21 protein-coding genes and 1 pseudogene are annotated in these 18,298 nt (G+C 53.2%); 17 read left to right on the top strand and 5 right to left on the bottom strand.

Features of this window, described 5'->3' with window-relative positions; all coding sequences use genetic code 11:
• Window positions 1-167: 167 nt before the first annotated feature.
• From ACFSKT_RS27040 to ACFSKT_RS27015, 6 genes are all read left to right on the top strand, one after another.
• Window positions 168-644 carry an EVE domain-containing protein gene (locus tag ACFSKT_RS27040; RefSeq protein ID WP_377720716.1) on the top strand — a complete coding sequence of 159 codons (477 nt, stop codon included), beginning with the start codon at window positions 168-170 and terminating at the stop codon, window positions 642-644.
• Between the two features lie 149 nt (window positions 645-793).
• A complete protein-coding gene (locus tag ACFSKT_RS27035; RefSeq protein ID WP_377720717.1) occupies window positions 794-1,282 on the top strand; it encodes a MarR family transcriptional regulator in 489 nt (162 codons plus the stop codon).
• A gap of 234 nt (window positions 1,283-1,516) precedes the next feature.
• Window positions 1,517-2,023 carry a CBO0543 family protein gene (locus ACFSKT_RS27030; protein ID WP_377720718.1) on the top strand — a complete coding sequence of 169 codons (507 nt, stop codon included), beginning with the start codon at window positions 1,517-1,519 and terminating at the stop codon, window positions 2,021-2,023.
• 220 nt (window positions 2,024-2,243) lie between these two features.
• On the top strand, window positions 2,244-3,197 hold the full coding sequence (locus tag ACFSKT_RS27025; RefSeq protein WP_377720719.1) for a cation diffusion facilitator family transporter: 954 nt from the start codon (window positions 2,244-2,246) through the stop codon (window positions 3,195-3,197).
• 349 nt (window positions 3,198-3,546) lie between these two features.
• The gene (locus ACFSKT_RS27020; protein ID WP_377720720.1) at window positions 3,547-4,041 is read left to right on the top strand and encodes a hypothetical protein; all 495 of its coding nucleotides are present in this window, start codon (window positions 3,547-3,549) and stop codon (window positions 4,039-4,041) included.
• A 75-nt stretch (window positions 4,042-4,116) separates the two neighbouring features.
• Window positions 4,117-4,506 (top strand): VOC family protein, encoded by a 390-nt coding sequence (locus tag ACFSKT_RS27015; RefSeq protein ID WP_377720721.1) that lies wholly within the window; start codon window positions 4,117-4,119, stop codon window positions 4,504-4,506.
• 82 nt (window positions 4,507-4,588) lie between these two features.
• On the opposite strand, the gene ACFSKT_RS27010 is transcribed toward ACFSKT_RS27015, so the two are convergent.
• Entirely contained in the window at window positions 4,589-5,020 is a 432-nt protein-coding gene (locus ACFSKT_RS27010; protein WP_377720722.1) for a hypothetical protein, read from the bottom strand.
• A gap of 229 nt (window positions 5,021-5,249) precedes the next feature.
• On the opposite strand from ACFSKT_RS27010, the gene ACFSKT_RS27005 reads away from it, so the two are divergent.
• The 6 genes from ACFSKT_RS27005 to ACFSKT_RS26980 all read left to right on the top strand — a co-directional run bounded on the left by ACFSKT_RS27005 (window position 5,250) and on the right by ACFSKT_RS26980 (window position 10,224).
• Window positions 5,250-5,672, top strand: a complete 423-nt coding sequence (locus ACFSKT_RS27005; protein ID WP_377720723.1) for a DMT family transporter — start codon at window positions 5,250-5,252, stop codon at window positions 5,670-5,672.
• A 31-nt stretch (window positions 5,673-5,703) separates the two neighbouring features.
• On the top strand, window positions 5,704-6,405 hold the full coding sequence (locus ACFSKT_RS27000) for a Crp/Fnr family transcriptional regulator (protein WP_377720724.1): 702 nt from the start codon (window positions 5,704-5,706) through the stop codon (window positions 6,403-6,405).
• Between the two features lie 14 nt (window positions 6,406-6,419).
• Window positions 6,420-6,914, top strand: coding sequence for a DMT family transporter (locus ACFSKT_RS26995; protein ID WP_377720725.1), 495 nt, complete (start codon window positions 6,420-6,422; stop codon window positions 6,912-6,914).
• Between the two features lie 33 nt (window positions 6,915-6,947).
• Window positions 6,948-7,415, top strand: a complete 468-nt coding sequence (locus ACFSKT_RS26990; protein WP_377720726.1) for a 2-thiouracil desulfurase family protein — start codon at window positions 6,948-6,950, stop codon at window positions 7,413-7,415.
• Window positions 7,416-7,688: 273 nt separating this feature from the next.
• Window positions 7,689-8,723: a DUF1835 domain-containing protein gene (locus tag ACFSKT_RS26985; protein ID WP_377720727.1), complete on the top strand. Its 1,035-nt coding sequence runs from the start codon at window positions 7,689-7,691 to the stop codon at window positions 8,721-8,723.
• 334 nt (window positions 8,724-9,057) lie between these two features.
• On the top strand, window positions 9,058-10,224 hold the full coding sequence (locus tag ACFSKT_RS26980; protein ID WP_377720728.1) for a two-component system sensor histidine kinase NtrB: 1,167 nt from the start codon (window positions 9,058-9,060) through the stop codon (window positions 10,222-10,224).
• Window positions 10,225-10,314: 90 nt separating this feature from the next.
• Here ACFSKT_RS26980 and ACFSKT_RS26975 read toward each other — a convergent pair whose 3' ends face one another.
• A complete protein-coding gene (locus ACFSKT_RS26975) occupies window positions 10,315-11,166 on the bottom strand; it encodes an aldo/keto reductase (RefSeq protein ID WP_377720729.1) in 852 nt (283 codons plus the stop codon).
• Between the two features lie 168 nt (window positions 11,167-11,334).
• Between ACFSKT_RS26975 and ACFSKT_RS26970 the strand changes: the two genes are divergently transcribed.
• Window positions 11,335-11,781, top strand: a complete 447-nt coding sequence (locus ACFSKT_RS26970; RefSeq protein WP_377720730.1) for a MerR family transcriptional regulator — start codon at window positions 11,335-11,337, stop codon at window positions 11,779-11,781.
• Between the two features lie 343 nt (window positions 11,782-12,124).
• Here the strand turns inward: ACFSKT_RS26970 and ACFSKT_RS26965 are convergent, their stop codons facing one another.
• Together ACFSKT_RS26965 and ACFSKT_RS26960 are read right to left on the bottom strand one after the other, a co-directional pair.
• A complete protein-coding gene (locus ACFSKT_RS26965; RefSeq protein ID WP_377720731.1) occupies window positions 12,125-12,601 on the bottom strand; it encodes a GyrI-like domain-containing protein in 477 nt (158 codons plus the stop codon).
• A 24-nt stretch (window positions 12,602-12,625) separates the two neighbouring features.
• A complete protein-coding gene (locus ACFSKT_RS26960; protein WP_377720732.1) occupies window positions 12,626-13,105 on the bottom strand; it encodes a hypothetical protein in 480 nt (159 codons plus the stop codon).
• Between the two features lie 82 nt (window positions 13,106-13,187).
• Between ACFSKT_RS26960 and ACFSKT_RS26955 the strand changes: the two genes are divergently transcribed.
• From ACFSKT_RS26955 to ACFSKT_RS26940, 4 genes and pseudogenes are all read left to right on the top strand, one after another.
• The gene (locus ACFSKT_RS26955) at window positions 13,188-14,156 is read left to right on the top strand and encodes a helix-turn-helix transcriptional regulator (RefSeq protein ID WP_377720733.1); all 969 of its coding nucleotides are present in this window, start codon (window positions 13,188-13,190) and stop codon (window positions 14,154-14,156) included.
• Between the two features lie 172 nt (window positions 14,157-14,328).
• On the top strand, window positions 14,329-16,071 hold the full coding sequence (locus tag ACFSKT_RS26950; RefSeq protein ID WP_377720734.1) for an ABC-F family ATP-binding cassette domain-containing protein: 1,743 nt from the start codon (window positions 14,329-14,331) through the stop codon (window positions 16,069-16,071).
• A 216-nt stretch (window positions 16,072-16,287) separates the two neighbouring features.
• Window positions 16,288-16,601, top strand: a pseudogene (locus tag ACFSKT_RS26945) (phage tail protein); the annotation flags it as partial.
• A 177-nt stretch (window positions 16,602-16,778) separates the two neighbouring features.
• Window positions 16,779-17,723, top strand: coding sequence for an alpha/beta fold hydrolase (locus ACFSKT_RS26940; RefSeq protein ID WP_377720735.1), 945 nt, complete (start codon window positions 16,779-16,781; stop codon window positions 17,721-17,723).
• Window positions 17,724-17,819: 96 nt separating this feature from the next.
• On the opposite strand, the gene ACFSKT_RS26935 is transcribed toward ACFSKT_RS26940, so the two are convergent.
• On the bottom strand, window positions 17,820-18,224 hold the full coding sequence (locus tag ACFSKT_RS26935) for a hypothetical protein (RefSeq protein ID WP_377720736.1): 405 nt from the start codon (window positions 18,222-18,224) through the stop codon (window positions 17,820-17,822).
• Between the last annotated feature and the right edge of the window lie 74 nt (window positions 18,225-18,298).

Genomic DNA, 18,298 nt, shown 5'->3' with positions numbered 1-18,298 from the left:
CCTTGAGGCAAAGTAGGGAACGAGGGTTCCGGAGAGTTTTTATTACCTGAAAACGCTACTGACATGCTGTTGTCAGCAGCGTTTTTTTATACTCGGGTTATAAGCACGATAGAGGCTAAGTGGATGAGCAACATGATTCACGACATGAATCGGAAGGGGGAGGACAAATGTCGAACGTGAAAAATCAGCAACGCCGCTGCTGGGTTGGCGTTGTATCTGCTTCGCATGTGGAGCGGGCTGTTACGGGGGGATTCGTGCAAGTCTGTCACGGGAAAGCCGCTCCTTTACGCCGAATGCGTGCCGGTGATGGGTTCGTCTACTACTCGCCGCGCACGGACATGACGAATGGAAAGCCGCTTCAAGCTTTTACCGCCATCGGGCAAGTCGCGGGCGAGCATGTTTACGAGTATCGGATGTCTGACACGTTTGTGCCATTCCGCCGAGAGGTGAACTTTATCTCCTGCCAGGAAGTAAAGATTGCCGATCTCTTGCAACAGCTTTCCTTCACGCGCGGCAATCGCAATTGGGGGCATCAATTCCGTTTTGGCCATTTCGAGATCGGAATCGCCGATTTTTTGACCATCGCCCGTTCGATGGTAGGCGACCCGCAAGACTTCCGCTCGATCTCCGACACGTTCCTCTGACTCTGATGCCGTCGCTCGGTCGGCAAGCGCAATGAAAGTCTCGATGTTGATCGGGACTTTCGTATGCCGCAACAGAAGAAGACTTGCATACAAGGAACGCTGGATGGCCACAATGTAACTACAGTTGGCGATACAAATGAGGTGGCCGGGTGGATCTTCTGGTACGGCAGCAGTTTCTGCTGATGATTCGCGCGTTGTATGCGTATGTGGAAGAGGAATGGGAAGAGATGGGCAAGCAGTTCGGCATAACGCCCGCGCAGCAAATGATTCTGTTCATCCTGTCGACGCAGCCGGGCGCCTTGACGGTGTCCCAAATCAGTCAGCTCGGCAGCTGGCATATCTCGACGGTAACGCGATTGCTGAAGACCCTGCTTGATCGCGGGTGGCTCGACATGAGCTACGACCGGACACAATCGAAGAACAAATACGTGACGATTACGCCGGCCGGAAAGCAGAAGTATATGGACCTGGTCGCGTACGTCAAAGCGACGAAGGATTTCCCGATCGAATTCTCGATGCTGACGAAACAGGAGTTGATGACGTTCATGAGCATCGGGGATAGAGTGCTGAGCAAAGGGAAGGACAAGCGGCTCGCCGATTGGGTGAGGAACGCCAAGGCAGAGGGTGTTCAATATTAAGCCCGTTCAATATGAATCTCGACCAACATTAACCCCGTTAAACCTTAAACTCGTCCATCATTAAACCCATCAATATTCAATATTTAAACCTACCGCCTTTAGCCGACCATGCCATTTGTGGCCCAATGGACCTCCAAGGTCGCGTTCCGGGTCTTATTCGCGTTGGTGCGTAAAGCGCCGGAAATTGCGCATAATAGTTCTCGTTCGGTACCTGACGCAAAGGGGCTTCCAAGCATGCATGTGGGAATGGCGGCTTTCATGGTTTGGTTGAATTGGCGGTACAAAACATATCGCCGCTGGCGGGAGTTTCAGCCCACGATGCTGTACGTTGCGGCCTGCGATTTGCTCTATCAGTGCATATGCGGTCGCTATCGCTTGTGGACGTATGTTCCGAAATGGCCGGTTCATCATCAATTATTAACGGATTATGGCTATACGTTCGTCTTTTTGCCGGCAACCGCGCTCTTCTACTTATCCCGTTACCCGAACGAAAGCCGTCTGTACGCGAAACTGTTGTATGTGCTCAAGTGGTATGCCGCGTTCGTGATCGGCGAGTGGGTGTACGTAAAGACGACCTATATGGCGTATGATCACGGTTGGACGCTAGGGTGGTCGATGCTGTTCAATGTCATGATGTTTTTGCTGATGCTGCTGCATCATATGCGGCCCTTGTGGGCGTACCTGTTCACTTTAGGGGCGGCGGCTTTTTGGGTGATCGTTTTTCGAATACCTTTTTCCTGAAACACTAGGGACGGCGCTTGCGTGCTCCCTATTCCTGGACAAGTTGCCCCGACTCAACTCTCTTCACCGCTCCAAACTCTATTTCCCCGGTCGAACAGTTCTAAGAGGGGGCAACACTGTTTCTCTAGACCCACACGAAACCGCTTCTGTATAATGGTTCGAGTGCCGCGGGAGATGGCATTTCCCGTGCGATAGAGAAGCAGGAGGCAACGGAACGATCATGGATTCATCGCAAATGCAAACGCAATCGACCGTCGCCATCTGGGTCAGCCTGGTCAGCAACGTCGTGCTGACGGTCATGAAGCTGGTGGTGGGGCTGCTGTTCGGCAGTCAGGTGCTCATCGCCGACGGCATCCACAACGCGGGGGATGTATGCGCGACTGCGGCTGCCCTCATCTCGATGATGATCTCGAAGCGGCCGCCCGACGAGGATCACCCATACGGACATGGCAAGGCGGAGGTAATCGGAGCGGGCATCGTCGCCGTCATTTTGATTCTGGCGGGCTTGTTCATGGGCTACCACTCCGTGCAGGCACTGATGGAGCCGGCGCATGAAGCCAGCTTGCTCGTGCTGGTCGCGGCGGCGATCTCGCTCGTTTGGAAGCAGTGGCTGTATCTGTACACGATGCGAATCGGGCGCAAAATAAACAGCAGCGGTCTTATCGCCACTGCCTACGATCACCTGGCTGACGTCTACGCGTCGCTGGCGGCGGTGCTTGGGATCAGCATGGCGCTTGCGGGCGATTATTACGGCATCCGGTGGCTGATGTACGGCGATCCGCTCGCCGGCATCGTCGTCGCGTATTTCGTCGTGCGGCTGGCTATTCATATGGGGCGGACCTCGATCGACGTGCTCATGGAGAAGAACGTCAGCGCGGAGACGCTGGAGGAAATTACGCAGCTGGTGCTGGGCGTGCCCGAAGTGAAGCGGATCGACCGCATTCGAGCGCGGGAGCACGGCCATTACATGATCGTCGACGTCCGCGTCGGCATCCCGGCGCAGTTGAGCGTGCAGCAGGGGCACGATGTGTCGCGGTCGATCAAGAAGGCGATCGCCTCGCAGATGGACGGGATCGAGGAAGTGCTGGTTCATCTGAATCCGTGGTATGCCGATGAGCAGGAGGAGGTCGGCCGGCGGGGGAGCGTGCGCTCAGAAGGAGAAGGGCGCGAGTGAGGAGACGTTCGTCGTCAACCCCGAGGCGGTAGCGTTGCGCGGAGCCCATGGGGATGAAGCCGCGCCGCGGAGCGGATGACGCCCCAGCAGCGTCGAAGTCAGGAAGGAAGGGAGCGGGCCGAATTGCGGCTGCGCTCCTTTTTTGGTTCGGCACGTGTTGTATCGCCGGCGTGCGAGCGGTGCCGGGAGCTGCGGGATGTTCGCAACAGCGGGGCGGTGTTCAACCCCTAGTACCGTGCGATTGCGACAGGGTTGGGGGATTTATGGTAAAGTATGGATGATGATCGGCGATAGGTGGAGTACGAAGAATCAGAGGAATGGATGTTTACCAGAGAGGAGCGTGCATCGGATGAAAAAATTGCCGTTCCCCATGGCGGCTATGCTCGTGGTGCTGGCCGTCGTCCTCGTAGCCGGCTGTTCGCGTTCGGACATGAAGGAGCCGGAAGCTGCGGGTATCGCGGTCGGGATCGAGGTTCCGGAATCGATTCGGGCCGGCGAGAAGTTTCGGGTACAGGGGACGTTGACCAATAGAGACAAGCAGTCGCGCACGATCCATCATGGCGCGGATCTGTTTGCGTTCGAGGTCGTGGATGCGCAAGGTAATCCCGTTCAACCCGCAGTCGGGGATCGAATAATGAATGGGATCGGCTATATGATCACGCTGAAACCCGGGGAAACGTACCGGTACGACTCGGAGGCGCACGTACTCCCGCGGCTGGACGAGCTCACGCTTGCGGCGGGCCGTTATGAAATCGTGGCATTGGCCCAATTCCGGGTCAAGGATGGAGGCGCGGAGCAGGCGAAGGAGGTCCGGTCGGAGCCGGTGAACGTTACGGTGGAGTAGAATGTTCTTTACAAGCGAACATACATTCGGTTATTCTGGTTAATGGGTTTATTTCCCATAAGGAGTGATTAGCCGATGACGATCGTCAAAGCCAAGATTGAGAATTCGCTGACCGTCCTGCTCGTGTCTGATTTCGAGCGGTCCAAGATGTATTACGAGAAGGCGCTCGGCTGCGAAGTGAACGAGCATTGGGCGATCCGGGACGATTTCGGGCTCGGGTTCAAGCTAATCCAGGCGGCCGATCCCGCGGACGTCCGGCCGAATAAGGGGACATGGAACACCTACGCGTACATGCGGACGCACGAGGAGCTTGATGCGCTGTTCGCGGAGTTCAAGGGGCATGGGGCTCTCATCGTGACGGAGCCATTCGTGACCGAGCACGAATGGGGCGTATGGAAGGAGTTTGCGATCCGGGATATCGACGGATACATCATCGGCTTCGGGTCGGGGAGCAAGAAGGCGTAAAGCAAAAGCGAGCGGCAGCCAATAGGGCTGCCGCTTCTGTGTTTCGCGTCGAGGCGGCGCCCAGGTTGAATGAGGGGCAGGGCTAATCCGAGTAAGCGGCCGCATTGAAGCTCTCCGGTCCGACGCGAAGGCATCCGATGGTTGAAAATAAAACGAGCGAGTAGACGAGTTCATTCGACGGCGGATACGGCACGTTGTAGTCGGAGATGGTGATGTTGAGAATCTTCACGCCCGTATCCAGCGCGGTGAGCGGAATCGCTTCGTTCCCGACAACCGTCTCGTCCGTTCCCGTCCCGCGGACGACGGCCAAGAGAACCACTTCGCCCGGCGGAATCTCGCTCGGCAGACTAAGCGTGGCGATTCCGTTCAGGATCACCCGGATGAGGTCTCCAGCGCCCGTGACATTCAATCCGACGATGCCGATGACGGCGGGCGTATTCGCCGCGAGCGGGATGCTGATGGAGTCCGCGAAGCTGGCGTTCTGGGACGTGCGCGCATCTAGTAATTTCGTCAATCTTAACACCTCCCGATTGCTATATTCATAGCGTATTCGCGAGGGTCTTGATTGGTTCTGCTCGTCCGCGGGGCGGAAGGTTCTTTTCTGAGCACCCTTTAGGGTGCTTTTTTGGCGTACAAGCATGTTTAAGCGGAATTCGGGGGAGAAAGGACATATGTCCTTTCCCTTCGCCTTCGAATCGCTTTTAATAAGTGAAGCAACTTATAATATGAGGTGAATGAACAACATGGGCGCTATATTTGCATTTTTAGGCGGGGCTTTCATTACGCTGCAGGGCGTCGCGAACGCGCAGATCAGCCAATCGATCGGCACGTGGCAGGCGGCGGCGCTGACGCAGTTTACCGGTTTCGTCGTGGCCTTGATCATGCTGCTGCTCGTGCGCGACGGCAAGCTCCGCGATTACGGGCGGGTGAAGCCGGGCTATCTGTTCGGCGGCGCATTTGCGGCATTGATTATTTTCGGCAACGTAAAAGCCATTGGCCTGATCGGCGTGACGATCTCGAGCGCGTCGCTGCTGATCGCGCAGCTGGGCTTGACCTTCGCCATTGACAGCAACGGCTGGTTCGGCGTGGCGAAGCAGCGCATGCGCTGGCCGCATTTCGCGGGCATCGGGATGATGATCGCAGGCGTCGTGATTTTGAGCGTGTAAACAGATCGAGGAGATGAAGGAGGCGCGCGGAATGTCGGAATCGTTGGACTCGCGGCTGCTGCACGATTACTTGCGGGATCCGGAGCTGGCGCGGGTATTCCCGGAGGCGCTCATTCCCCATATGTCGCTCCGCCGGTTCGAGCAAGGGGAGCTGGTGTGCGTCCAAGGCGAGCGGATCGAGGAGCTGTTCGTGTTGGTGAAAGGGAAGCTGAAGGTGTATACGAACACGGCGGAAGGCCGGACGTTGGTGCTCTGCTTCAAGACGCCGCTTGAAGTGATCGGGGACTTGGAGTATTTCAGCGAGACGGATGTTCACAATACGGTGGAGGCGGTCGGGACGATCCATGCGATCGCGATTCCGCACAAGTGGCTGCGCAAATACGGGCATGATCACGCGCCGCTGCTGGATTTTCTGCTTCGCATCCTGACGCGCAAGTTCCTGGTCAAGTCCAGCTCGACGAATCTCAACTTGCTGTACCCGGTCGAGGTGCGGCTGGCCAGCTATCTGCTGTCGGTCTGCTTCGACGAGACGGATACGGCCTTCCACGGGCGGCTGCCGGTGCGCCGGGTGAAGGACGCGGCGAATTTGATGGGCACGAGCTACCGGCATTTGAACCGGGTCATCCAGCAATTTATCGAAGCAGGATTGATTGAACGGGAACATGGCCATCTCGTGGTAAAGGATAAAGCGGGGCTGCAGGCAAAGGCCGCCGATCGCAATATATATGAATAAGTGGGGGAACGAAGATGATACTCGGATTGCTGCTCGCGATGACCGCGGGGGCGCTGGTGAGCGTGCAAAATATTTTCAACAGCAAGGTCAACGAACGGACGGGATCGTGGGCGACGACGACGCTCGTCTTGGGGATGGGTTTTCTCGCGTCGCTGACGTTCGGGATTGCATTCGAAGGGAAAGCCATGTTCCAGGTCGAAGGGATGCAGACGTGGTTCTACTTCAGCGGCATCATCGGCGTCGGGGTCGTGACCTGTCTCGTCAAAGGCATTCGGATGCTCGGACCGACGTACGCGATCGCCATCGCGCTGACGGCCCAGCTCCTCTGCGCGCTCGTCTGGGATTCGCTCGGGCTGTTCGGATTGGAGCGGGTGCCGTTCACGCCGAAGCAGCTGATCGGGGTGCTCGTCATTATCGGCGGCGTCATCGTGTTCAAGCTGGGCGGGGCCGAACGCTCATCCACAGCTTCATCGACAATATCCACAAGTCCACATGTGGATAGATCGTGAATAACTAACGTTTTGTAAAAGGGAGGCGGCGGTGTGATACTGGTCAGCTCTTGTTTGGCAGGACTCAAGGTGCGTTACAATGGCACGGATTGCTTGGATGACGCGATCGCGGAGCTGATCGGAAGCGGGCAGGCGGCTACCGTGTGTCCGGAGCTGCTCGGCGGCCTCGCCATCCCGCGCGAGCCGGCGGAGATCCAGGGCGGCGACGGACATGACGTGCTGGACGGGCGGGCCAAAGTGGTCACGCGATCCGGGGAGGACGTGACGGCGCTGTATGTGAAAGGCGCATACGAGACGCTGCGGCAGGCGCGCGAAGCGGGCGCGGAGGTCGTCGTGCTGAAGGCGAATAGCCCGTCCTGCGGCAGCGGGATGATCTACGACGGCACGTTCGCGGGCGTGCGAGTGTCGGGGGATGGCGTGACGACGGCGCTGCTGGCGCGGAATGAGATTCGCGTGTTGTCGGAGGAGGAGCTGCCGGGTTTTTTGGCGGGGAGAGCGTGAGTGGGATAGGAAGTGTAGGTTAAGGCAGCTCCAGTGGGGCTGCCTTTGTTGCGTGTTGGGGAGATTGCGTGTTAGCGAAGGCGGGGCTAGAGAGGCGTAGTAGGAGGCATGTTGACGAAAAAGAGATATGGGGAGGGAAGGGGGCTTAGTCGATGCGCGGAGGATTCGGGAAGTCGGGGGGCGAATGTAGTAGGCAAATGGTAAATATGTATGCGGCTTCTGAAGGCGGGGAATCGGAGAGCGCGAAAGGCAGGGAAACGGATGGATCAAGGCATGAAATCGCGGTTGGACGGTTTGGAGCAGATGGAGATGCGGCGGCTGCTTCGCGACATGGTGGACCTGGCGGAGAATGCCGCCGCGGCAGGGGAGACGGAGCGGCTGACGCTGGCGGACGATCTGTTGGAGCTCGCGGATCGGGCTGTAGAGCAATCGCAAGGGATAGTGGCGAAAACCGATGCAACGCGGCGGAACGTGCACCTCGTGTTCAGCATGTCCGATGCCGGGTCGTTGAAGGTGACGCTGAGCAAGCTCGGGATGCGGGAGGAGAGCCAGGTGCTCGCCTTCGACGAGCAATTCTCCATTGCGCCGATCTGGCGGTTGGACACGAAGGAGGGTCAGCAGCATCGGGAGCTTTGGCTCATGCAGCATATACCGGAACTAGGCTTCCGGCTTTCGAATAACCGAGACCATCGAATAGGGCGCATGCTGGAGACGATCTATGCGATTCCGGCGAGCAAGACGATCACGATCTGGTGTGCGGACAATGCTCACGACCAGACGGGGGTGCGATTTGTGCTTCATCTCCTGAGAGGCCGGAAGCAGGCGATCAGAATCGCGAACGTGTCGGAAATGTTCGTGGAGGCGTTCGGGGATGAAGGCGGACGGTTCGAGCCACCTTTTGCGCAGGGGCAGATGGCGCGTGAGCAGTATGTGGAGTTGGTCCGGCGGAGCATTGAGCTGCCGTTGTTGGGAGAGGAAGAGCGGCGACGTTATGAAGCGGAGTGGCTGGAGCTTGCAAGGGGGCAGGAGGCGCTGCGCTTATGGAGGGACGGCCGGATTGTTAGCTGTGCGGTGGATGAATTGGATGAGGTGATTCTTAATACGGTGGCGGAGCTGCAGGCGGGGACGAGCGAGGATGGGGCGTACGTGAAGGCAGGGACGCTGCTGGTTCGCTTGCTCGAACGCGAGCGGCAGGCTTTGGGGGATTCCTTTTTGCAGGAGCGGCTGTGGCATTTGATTGGGGAAGGGAAGCTGGCGTTTAGTGGGCTGCCGGGGGCGGTGCATCGCTTTGGGGTGCGGGTTAGGTGAATATAGCAAAACCAAATGCAAGCAGAAGCTAGCCAGTAAGCGGGCGTTTTTAAGATTAATCGCGGGGAACCGTATCACAAATGAGGCGAAAATAAAAACAAAAATGACCCCCATCAATCGGGGGCCGCTTGGACATTTCGAAAATATTGGTCAATCGAACATGCAGGCCTCGTCGACTGCTTCGCGTATGTTGTCCATTATAACATATTATGTTTGCTTGTTAGGTGTTACGGAGCCGTACCATATGTAGAGCGAAGTAAAGGGAAGGATAAACGTTGATTTTGTCGAATTTATACATGACATGGAGACATAGAAAATTTTCTAGGAGACTAACATGTTTTTTCGATTGATGTATCATGTTGTTTTACCTTTATACATAGGTTTCGTGGTCGTCGCTTCCATCTCTATGAGCAAACAACTGAACAGTCTCCTACTTATCGCGTTAGGTATCATGTTCACATTCAGTATTATAATAGAGAAGGCTTTTTCAAACTGGCCGTTGCGGATGACAATTGCTCAGGTTCTTCTTCTGGTTTGCTTTCATGAAGTCAGCCAGCTAAACTGGTGCTTTACGATTTACATTATTCTACTGACGAAGGTACTATACCAACAAGTCCAAGGGACAATCAAAGCTGTGCTTCTCGGCTTCGGATTTATTTTTCTTTATACGATTATTCGCGTCTCCTATACCCCTTTCAGTTCCTATAGCTTGCTCGCCTCCGGTTCGGATTTTCTAACTTCGCTTGCGGTTGTACTGATTATCCAATATATCGTCGAAATGGAGCGTCAAAAGAATGCGCTGAAGGAAGCAATGAAGAGGGAAGAGATGATGTTCGAGCATGAGAAAATGCGGTTGGTGGGAGAACTGGCGGCAGGCCTTGCGCATGAAATCAGAAATCCGCTTGCGATTCTTCGAGGGTTCCTGCAGCATTCGAAGCAGCGTCAGTACAACATTGAGCCTTGGTATGGTCTCATGATCGACGAAATCATCCGTATGAACAAGCTGACAGTGGAATTTCTACAGTTTTCTAAGCCGGATCCCTCTTCGTACGGCATACACTCCCTGCATGAATGCTTACAGAAGGTCGTGTTCCTGACGGGACCGAAGGTGGCCGATTTGGGACTGGAGCTCGCGTATATTGTTGATAAGTCGGATACACAAGTTCGGATCGATATGAGTAAGATGGTGCAAGTTTTTGTAAACATCGTGAATAACGCGCTTGAAGCGGAGGCTAAGAGCGGTAACGGTACAGTTACGCTGAAGCTGTCAAAAGAAGAGTCCAGAGTAGTTGTTGAAGTGCGGGATATGGGAATGGGAATCCGGGAACAGGACATGAAGCAAATCTTTAACCCGTTTTTTACGACAAAGGCGGACGGAACTGGCTTGGGACTTTCAATAAGTAAGAAAATCGTTCAGGACCACGGCGGAGATATCGAGGTTTCCAGCAGTCCGGGTCGAGGGACAACCTTCTTCGTTTTTCTGCCGGTTGTAAGCGGCTAGGGTGCAGAGACTCGAATTGATGATTGATCCAACAAGAAAGGACAGCGGCACTCGCCCTGTCCTTTCTTCATGGAGAAACCGGACCAAGGATTACAGCTCGACTTTCCAGTTTCCCATCATCTTGGCGACTTCCGGATCGCGGTACGATAAGAATAGACTCTCCCGCGTATCGAGGGCGGAGATTTTCCCCATATCGTCCGCATCCAACGCAAAATTGAAAATGTCGACGTTTTCGACGATCCGCTCTTTGCGTACCGACTTTGGAATGACGACGACTTCCCGTTGAACAAGCCAGCGCAATACGATCTGGGCGACGGATTTGTTGTGTTTTTCCGCGATTGAGGTCAGCACTCCGTTGCTAAACAGGTTATTGCGTCCTTCAGCGAACGGCGCCCACGACTGATGCTGCACGCCCTGCTCGTTCAAGAAGGCAGCGCTCTCCGTCTGCTGGTAGAACGGGTGCGTTTCAATCTGGTTGACGGCGGGCACGATTTCGTTATGCACGATGAGGTCCATCAGACGATCCGGCATGAAGTTGCTGACGCCGATGGCTTTGATTTGGCCTTCGCGGTACAGCTCTTCCATCGCGCGCCAAGTGCCGTAGTAATCGCCGAACGGCTGGTGAATTAGGTACAGATCGAGATAGTCGAGCTGCAGCTTCTTCAGGGATTTGGCAAACGCTAGATTGGCACGCTCGTAGCCGGCATCCTGAACCCAGATCTTGGTCGTGATGAACAGCTCCTCGCGCGGTAAGCCGCTGCGCTTGATCGCGCGTCCGACCGCTTCCTCGTTAAGGTAACCGGCGGCGGTGTCGATCAAGCGGTAACCGGCCGACAGCGCCTCGTACACCGCGTTCTCGCACTCTTCGGCATCGGGAATCTGGTACACACCGAAGCCTAGGATCGGCATTTTCACGCCGTTGTTCAACGTTACAGTTTGCATTGCGATTCCTCCTAGTGTCAAATAGTTAGCAGCAACCGGTGCGTATCCCGGAAATCTGGGGCTGGAGCTGGAATTCCGATTGCGGCTCGGTTGCCTTACAATAAGCGTAGTACCTTCGTGTTACACGAAGGCAAGAGGCTGTTATTCTTTTTTCAAGGAGGCTTTCACATGCACACGGTCAAAGAAGCCGCTCAGATCACGGGACTCACCGAGCACGCCATCCGCTTTTACACGGATAAAGGGCTGGTGCCAAGCGTACAGCGCAATGAGAATAATATCCGATTATTCGACGAAGAATCGATCAACTGGCTGCATGGGATCAAATGCCTCAAGCAATCCGGGATGCCGATCGAGGTCATTAAAATGTATATCGATTTATGTCTCGAAGGGGACTCGACCATTCCGCAGCGCTACACGCTCATGATGGCGCATAAAGAAGCTGCGCTCGCTAAGCTCGAAGAAGCCAAACTGCACGTAGCCCATTTGGAAGAGAAGACAGTTCTGTATCAGGCCATTCTGGAGAACCGCTCTCCAGACACGACCAATCCCGCCAACTGGGGCAGAATCCAGCATATGCACGGGGACGTGTTTTATAAGGCTTCACGAACAGTCTGAATGTTGATATCTCAAGGTAAGGCAAATTTAAGCAACGACGAATTGCTCTGGTAGTGATTACCCGTGAGAAAAGATTGAATAGGCGCAGCAAGTACATGAGCCCCGACGTGATGCGGGGCAATTTGAAGAACTGCGCCGGGAAAAATGAAAACGGAAAGTGATCCGAGATGAAAATCAAGGTCATTGTTGCCGACGACAACTCTTGTGTGGCGAAATCTTTTCGAAAAACCAAGGGATATATACAAACGAATAGAGGGAGGGAGATTCCAAGAATGTAAAGAAAGGCCATCTCACGGAAAGATGGCCTAGCTTTCTTTTTTGTGTCCATCAAACCACCGAATCCTTATCGCTTCACCACAGGCACCCAAAATTCGCCGTAGAACGTACCGTCGCCGTTAGCTTTGCGATACGTTGCGTTGGGACCGCCAATGTAGGCATAATCCGTGATGTGGGACAAAACTTCGCCAAAAGCCAGGTAAGTCAGCTGATCAAACAAAGCTTCTTTCTCCCCGGTTCCCGCGACCACGATATACTCGCTCTCGGGAAACTCGATGATGCGCGTTGCGTCACCCACGGATTTTCCAGCCTCTACCGCAAAATAATTCCACGGTTTGCCTTGATAAACCTCGTTGACCGACCATTCGCGATCGTTTTTTGCGGCGTCTTTGAGCTTATCAAAACGTCCATCGGCCTTGAGTTTGCCCCAAAACGCGGCCTTTTCCTTTTGCAAAGCCGACATGTCTTGGAAGTTCGACCGGATGGAGAACCCATAAGCGGTCAAGGTGAATGATTTTTTGCGTTCAATCGTGTAATCGGTCATGCGAGCGCTCCTTCATCCGAGAGATTAGCCTTCGACTTTTTTTACGCGAAGCCACATTTCGCCGTAATATTCGCCATGATCAGCTGCTTTGACGAAGGTGGCGTTACCCGGGCCCACGTACCTGTAGTCTGTGATTTGCTGCAACATCCCGCCGAAAACGTGGCCTGTGATCTCGTCAGCGAGACCGTCTTTGTCAGCGCCTGTGCCAGGCACGACGAGGTAGTCGCCGGCGAGGAAATCAAGGACGACCGCGCCTTCCAGATCGAACTCGCCCATCACGCCGAAGCCCCGCCAAGCCTTGCCGCCGAGGCTGTAGTTGATTTGATATTCTTGCCCGTCGGCGAGCGCGAGCAGTTCGGCAAGCTTGCCGTTTTCCGTGATTTCAGCTTTTTTCGCTGCCGTTTTTGCCGCATTGCCTGCCCAATCGTTGTAGTCTTCCAGTGTAACACCGAAAGCCGTCATTTTGTAGTTTTCCGAGATGGATTGAATGGAGTAATTTGACATCTTGATCGCTCCTTTGAGGTTTTGGTTTACAAAATTGATTCTATTGGTCAAATGTATCAAAAAATGATACTATTTATGGACCATGAAGAAAACCGAACGAATTAACCTCATCATGCGCTATATCAATAACCGCGCGCATTTTACGATTGCCGAGATTCAGCGGGAGTTCAAGATTTCCCGCGCGACGGCGATTCGCGACATTACGGAGATTCAGGCGCTGGGTTTTCCGCTGACGACCGAGCTTGGGCGCGGCGGCGGCTACTATGTCTTGCAAAATCAGTATTTGCCTGCCGTCCGCTTCACGCCGGAAGAGCTGAAAGCGATTTTTATCAGCTTTATCGCCTCGAAAAATTCGCAGCTGCCTTATCTGCAAAATCGCCGCTCGATCACGGAGAAGCTGATTGGCATCGCGTCGCAAACCCAGCAAGACGAGCTGATCGAGCTGAATCATATCGTGCTTTTTGAGAATACGAATCCTGCGAATCCGAATCTTCTGGAGCTCGATGATGCGGCGCCCCCGGAGCTGAATCAACTGATCTCGCTTGCCGTGCGGGATAAGCACTTGCGCTTGACCTATGAGCTGAGTCCCGGCTGGCCGCAGTTGATGGACGTTTTTTTGCTGCATATTTTCAACTCGAACGCGCAGTGGCTGGCCGAGGTGTATGATTTGGATACGGACGAGTTTCGTTATTTGCCTGTTGAGATGCTGCGGGATTCGGCCATTTCCGAGCAGAAAATGAAATGGTCTGAGCAGGAGATTCTAAATAAAAAACGGCTTCGCGCACGGGCGTCCAATCTTGTCGTGAAGCTGGATGCGACCGGGATTCGGCGCTTTAAGCGCATGCACCCGCCGGGAATCGTGCTGTCCCTTACCGGGATGTTCCAGTCGAGCGGGATTTTTCATGTTCAATTGGATGTGTCCGATGCGGAGGCGCTGGCGTATTATGCGGATTGGCTATTGTTTTTGGGGGAAGGGGTCGAGTATGAGCGGATTCCCGATGAACTGCGCATAATGTTGGAAGAGCGGTTAGCCAAACTGAAATTCCCTTGAATTTTATCCGATCCGACAAAGAACAGGCTCCAAGGGGAAGGATTTGGAAGGGGTACAAATCGATTGAAGTTGGTTGTAAACGGTGTTACGCTAACAACGGTAAACTTAAACCTCTCTTCCGCAAAAACATCTCATGACAATCCCTACACTCGTTATCAAGAAAGGGTACACAATGATAAAAGTTGAACGCTTGTCCTTCTCATTTCCGCAAAAAGAACTCTATCACGACATTTCCTTTACGTTGGAAGAAGCCCAACATTGCGCCTTTATCGGAGCAAGCGGCAGCGGGAAAAGTACATTGATCGATATGCTGATGGATCCGGAACGATATCTGTTCGATGGCAAATTGGAGATAGACCCCGATTGTACAATTGGCTATGTCAGTCAGTTCTCGGAACTAGACAACACGAAAGAGCCAACGGTTTTTGAATATATAGGCGAACGATTTATACAGATTCAACAGGACATTCAATCGATTTGCACGGAAATGGAAACGTCAACAGACATCGAACCGCTGCTGGAAAAGTATCAACTCGCATTAGACGCATGGGAGGCCATGGGTGGGGAGGATTTTGAAAGTCACATTCATAAGCAGCTCAATCTAGCCAACCTCATGAAGCGAAGAGATACGAAGGTAGCGGACCTGAGCGGCGGGGAATTCAAACTGATTCAAGTGATGAAGGAAATGCTGAATCGTCCCGACCTCATGATCATGGACGAACCGGATGTATTTCTAGACTTCGACAACCTCAATGCGCTGAAAAAACTAATTAATGCGCACAAAGGCATGCTGCTCGTCGTGACGCACAACCGCTATCTATTGAATCATTGTTTCAACAAAATCATCCACCTGGAAAACAGGGAGATCCAAGAGTTCGACGGGCGATACATCGAGTACAACTTCTCCTTGCTGCAGACGAAGATTGAGCTGCAGGAACTTGCAGTCGCGGAACAAGAAGAGATGGAGCGAAACGATACGATCATTCATAATCTTCGCGTGATCGCCACTTATAATTCAGACGCTTCCAGAGGGCGAGCGTTGAAAGCGAGAGTTAGATTTCAAGAACGATTGGAAGCGCGTCGAATTAAAGCGCCATTCGTGGATATCAAGCAGCCGACGATTCGTTTTGGCATGAATCATGAAATGGAAGAAGACGCCACGGTTGTAAAGGTCACGAATTATCGTGCTGCCTTTGATGAATTGCTTTTAGACAACGTTAACTTTGAGATCAAATCGACGGATAAAGTCGCCATTATTGGTGCGAACGGTACCGGGAAAACGACGTTACTCCGCGATATCTTTCAAAATCATCAGGATTCCATTGCAATACATCCGGACGCGAAAGTGGCGTATTTATCTCAGCTTCAAGGCGAAATGCTAACGGATTCGAATACGATACTCGAAGAATTCATCGAGGCCGGGTTTAACACGTATGACGAGGTTAGAGCGTATGTGTCAAACTATGGCTTTGAAGGAGAAACCGTTAATCAGAAGATCGCCTCTTTATCGGGCGGCGAAAAAAACATGCTTCAATTGGCTAAAATTGCCGCCAGTCAAGCCAACGTATTGCTTCTTGATGAACCGACAAGCCATCTCGACACCTATGCCCAACTCGCGCTGGAGAAAGCCATCGCAGACTATAAAGGCGCGATTCTCATGATTTCTCATGATTTCTATTCGGTCGTAAACGGTATGGATTATGTGTTAATCATTGACGATAAGACGATTAGAAAAATGACGATGAAAAAATTCAAACAGATGATTTATGCGAGTCATTTCAATCGAGACTATCTGGAAACGGAACAAAAGAAAAGATCCGTTGAAATGAAGATCGAATTGGCGTTAAAAGATACTAATTTTGAACTTGCAAAAGGATATGTTGATGAGCTGGAAGCGCTGATTAAGCTGCTTTAAGTTAGAGTCTGTGATGCGAAAAGGCCATCCCGCCAAGGATGGCCTTTCTTGCCGTTACAGCGGGCACGCTGAATCGCATCACCTATAAGCACGAAGGCGTTCTTCGCGGGAGCGCAGCTCTCAACCCTGTTCGCGGGGTGTCTCCAACACCTCCACTCTCTCCCGCAATCCCTCCACAACTTCCCTCGGGATTTCCCTCACCTTGATATCTCCGCCTATGTGAATCGAGTGTTGAAAGAAGAACGCGGGATCGAGTTTGCGGCCCAGCCGCTGGAAACCTCGCGTTTTCAAGTGGAGAATATCCAATGGGCCTTCGTCTTCTATGAGGACGGCCTGGCGGTCAACGCCCTGTATACGGTGGATGACCCAAGAAGCGTGCCGTAGGGTTTAAGCTATCCGAGGGGATGGAAGTCCCTAAGGAGCTGGAAGAGAAGAAATTCAAATTCGCCAGACAGAAGTCCAAACTGGCCGGGACCATCCGAGGGTCGTTCTTCGTGATTAAAGGAGAATATGGAGTTGAAGGGGCATAAAACGATTCAGAGACAATGGGTTACCCATTGTCTCTATTTTTTTATCCTACTTGCGCAGATCGGGATGTTCGATGAGCTCAATCGCCCTCTTTTTTTACATCATTTCAGAACACTGACAATGAGATGTCATCTTTTCCCGATATACTACATGTATCACAAGAAGGAGGTGTTGATCCCATGTTTAATCCAACCGATTTTCCCAAACCCGCCTTTATTTCAGTCAACGGTGTGAAACTCGAAGTCTTTGAAGCAGGCCGGCAAAATGCCGGAAAACCCATTGTCCTCTGTCACGGGTGGCCAGAGCATGCCTTTTCTTGGCGCCATCAGATGGCCGCCCTTGACGCAGCGGGCTACCATGTTATCGTCCCCAACCAGCGGGGCTATGGCAACTCATCTCGTCCGACCGAAGTAACAGACTATGACATTGAACGCTTGTCGGGTGATCTCATCGCACTTCTCGATCACTACGGATACGAAGACGCCGCCTTTGTCGGTCATGATTGGGGGGCAATGGTCGTTTGGGGACTGACCTTGCTGCATCCCGACCGTGTGAACAAAGTGATCAATCTGAGCTTGCCTTACCAAGAGCGCGGAGAAAAACCCTGGATTGCGTTCATGGAAGAAATACTTGGCGGCGACTTCTATTTTGTTCATTTCAATCGACAGCCCGGCGTTGCGGACGGCGTATTGGAAGAGCATACATTCCAGTTCCTTCGCAACCTATACAGGAAGAACGAGCCCCCCGCAGAGCCTCAGCCAGGTATGGCGTTGATCAATCTCGCCAGAGCAGAAACACCACGGGGCGAGCCCTTGATGAGCGACAGCGAGTTGGCCGTTTTCGTCTCCGCTTTTGAAACATCAGGGTTCACGGGCAGCATAAATTGGTACAGGAACCTTGATCGCAACTGGCGCATATTGGCGGAGGCGAACCCAATCATCCAACAGCCGACCCTGATGATTTACGGCGACAGGGATGCGGTCTCAAGGTCTGAAAACCTGACAACGTTCGTGCCCAATGTGGAAGTGGTCCATCTGGATTGCGGCCATTGGATCCAACAAGAAAAGCCGGAAGAAACAAACCAAGCGATTTTGAGCTGGCTGGAACGGCAGGATGCCACCTAGTGAGGGGATGGAGTAGACGCGTTAAGCGGGACCTAATGAACCTGCCAACATGCAACAAGAAATCCGGAGAGGGTAGGATTTCTCGGGTGTTACATCTTAGTAGTCCAGCCGGTCCGTAATATACCCGGATACATGCCAGGTGTTCGTGCTGTTATAGAATTTAAAGTAATTGCCGACCGGTTGGCTTAAACCGTATACGGTGCCGGGAATGGCCGCGGCGACCTTCACATAGTTCTTGTAAATATCGAATTTGCCATTGATCTGATCGACGGTCGTCGAGCCAAGACTGACGAGACGGAATTCATAGCGGTCGGTGCCGACTTCCGAGATGGCATTGAAAAATGCCTGATTTCCTGAGGCCAGCGGAGCTTCCGTCCAACTCGCTATTGCATTGCCGCTTGTCGAAGTCAGCCAATTGCCGGTCGTTCCATCCAACACATACAACGGTTTTTGCGAAAAAATACCGTGGACATACGTGGACGGTGCTGCCGAGCTGCTCATACTGATCCCCATGACAAAGATGGCAAATAGAAGGACAACCGAATAGATCAGCCTTTTTTCATTATTTCACTCCT

Origin of the sequence: Paenibacillus xanthanilyticus, from assembly GCF_042682185.1 — a bacterium.
GTDB classification, from domain to species: Bacteria; Bacillota; Bacilli; order Paenibacillales; family Paenibacillaceae; genus Paenibacillus_Z; species Paenibacillus_Z xanthanilyticus.
The sequence above is the reverse complement of the archived record's forward strand: the minus strand, read 5'-3'. Positions and strand labels throughout refer to the sequence as shown.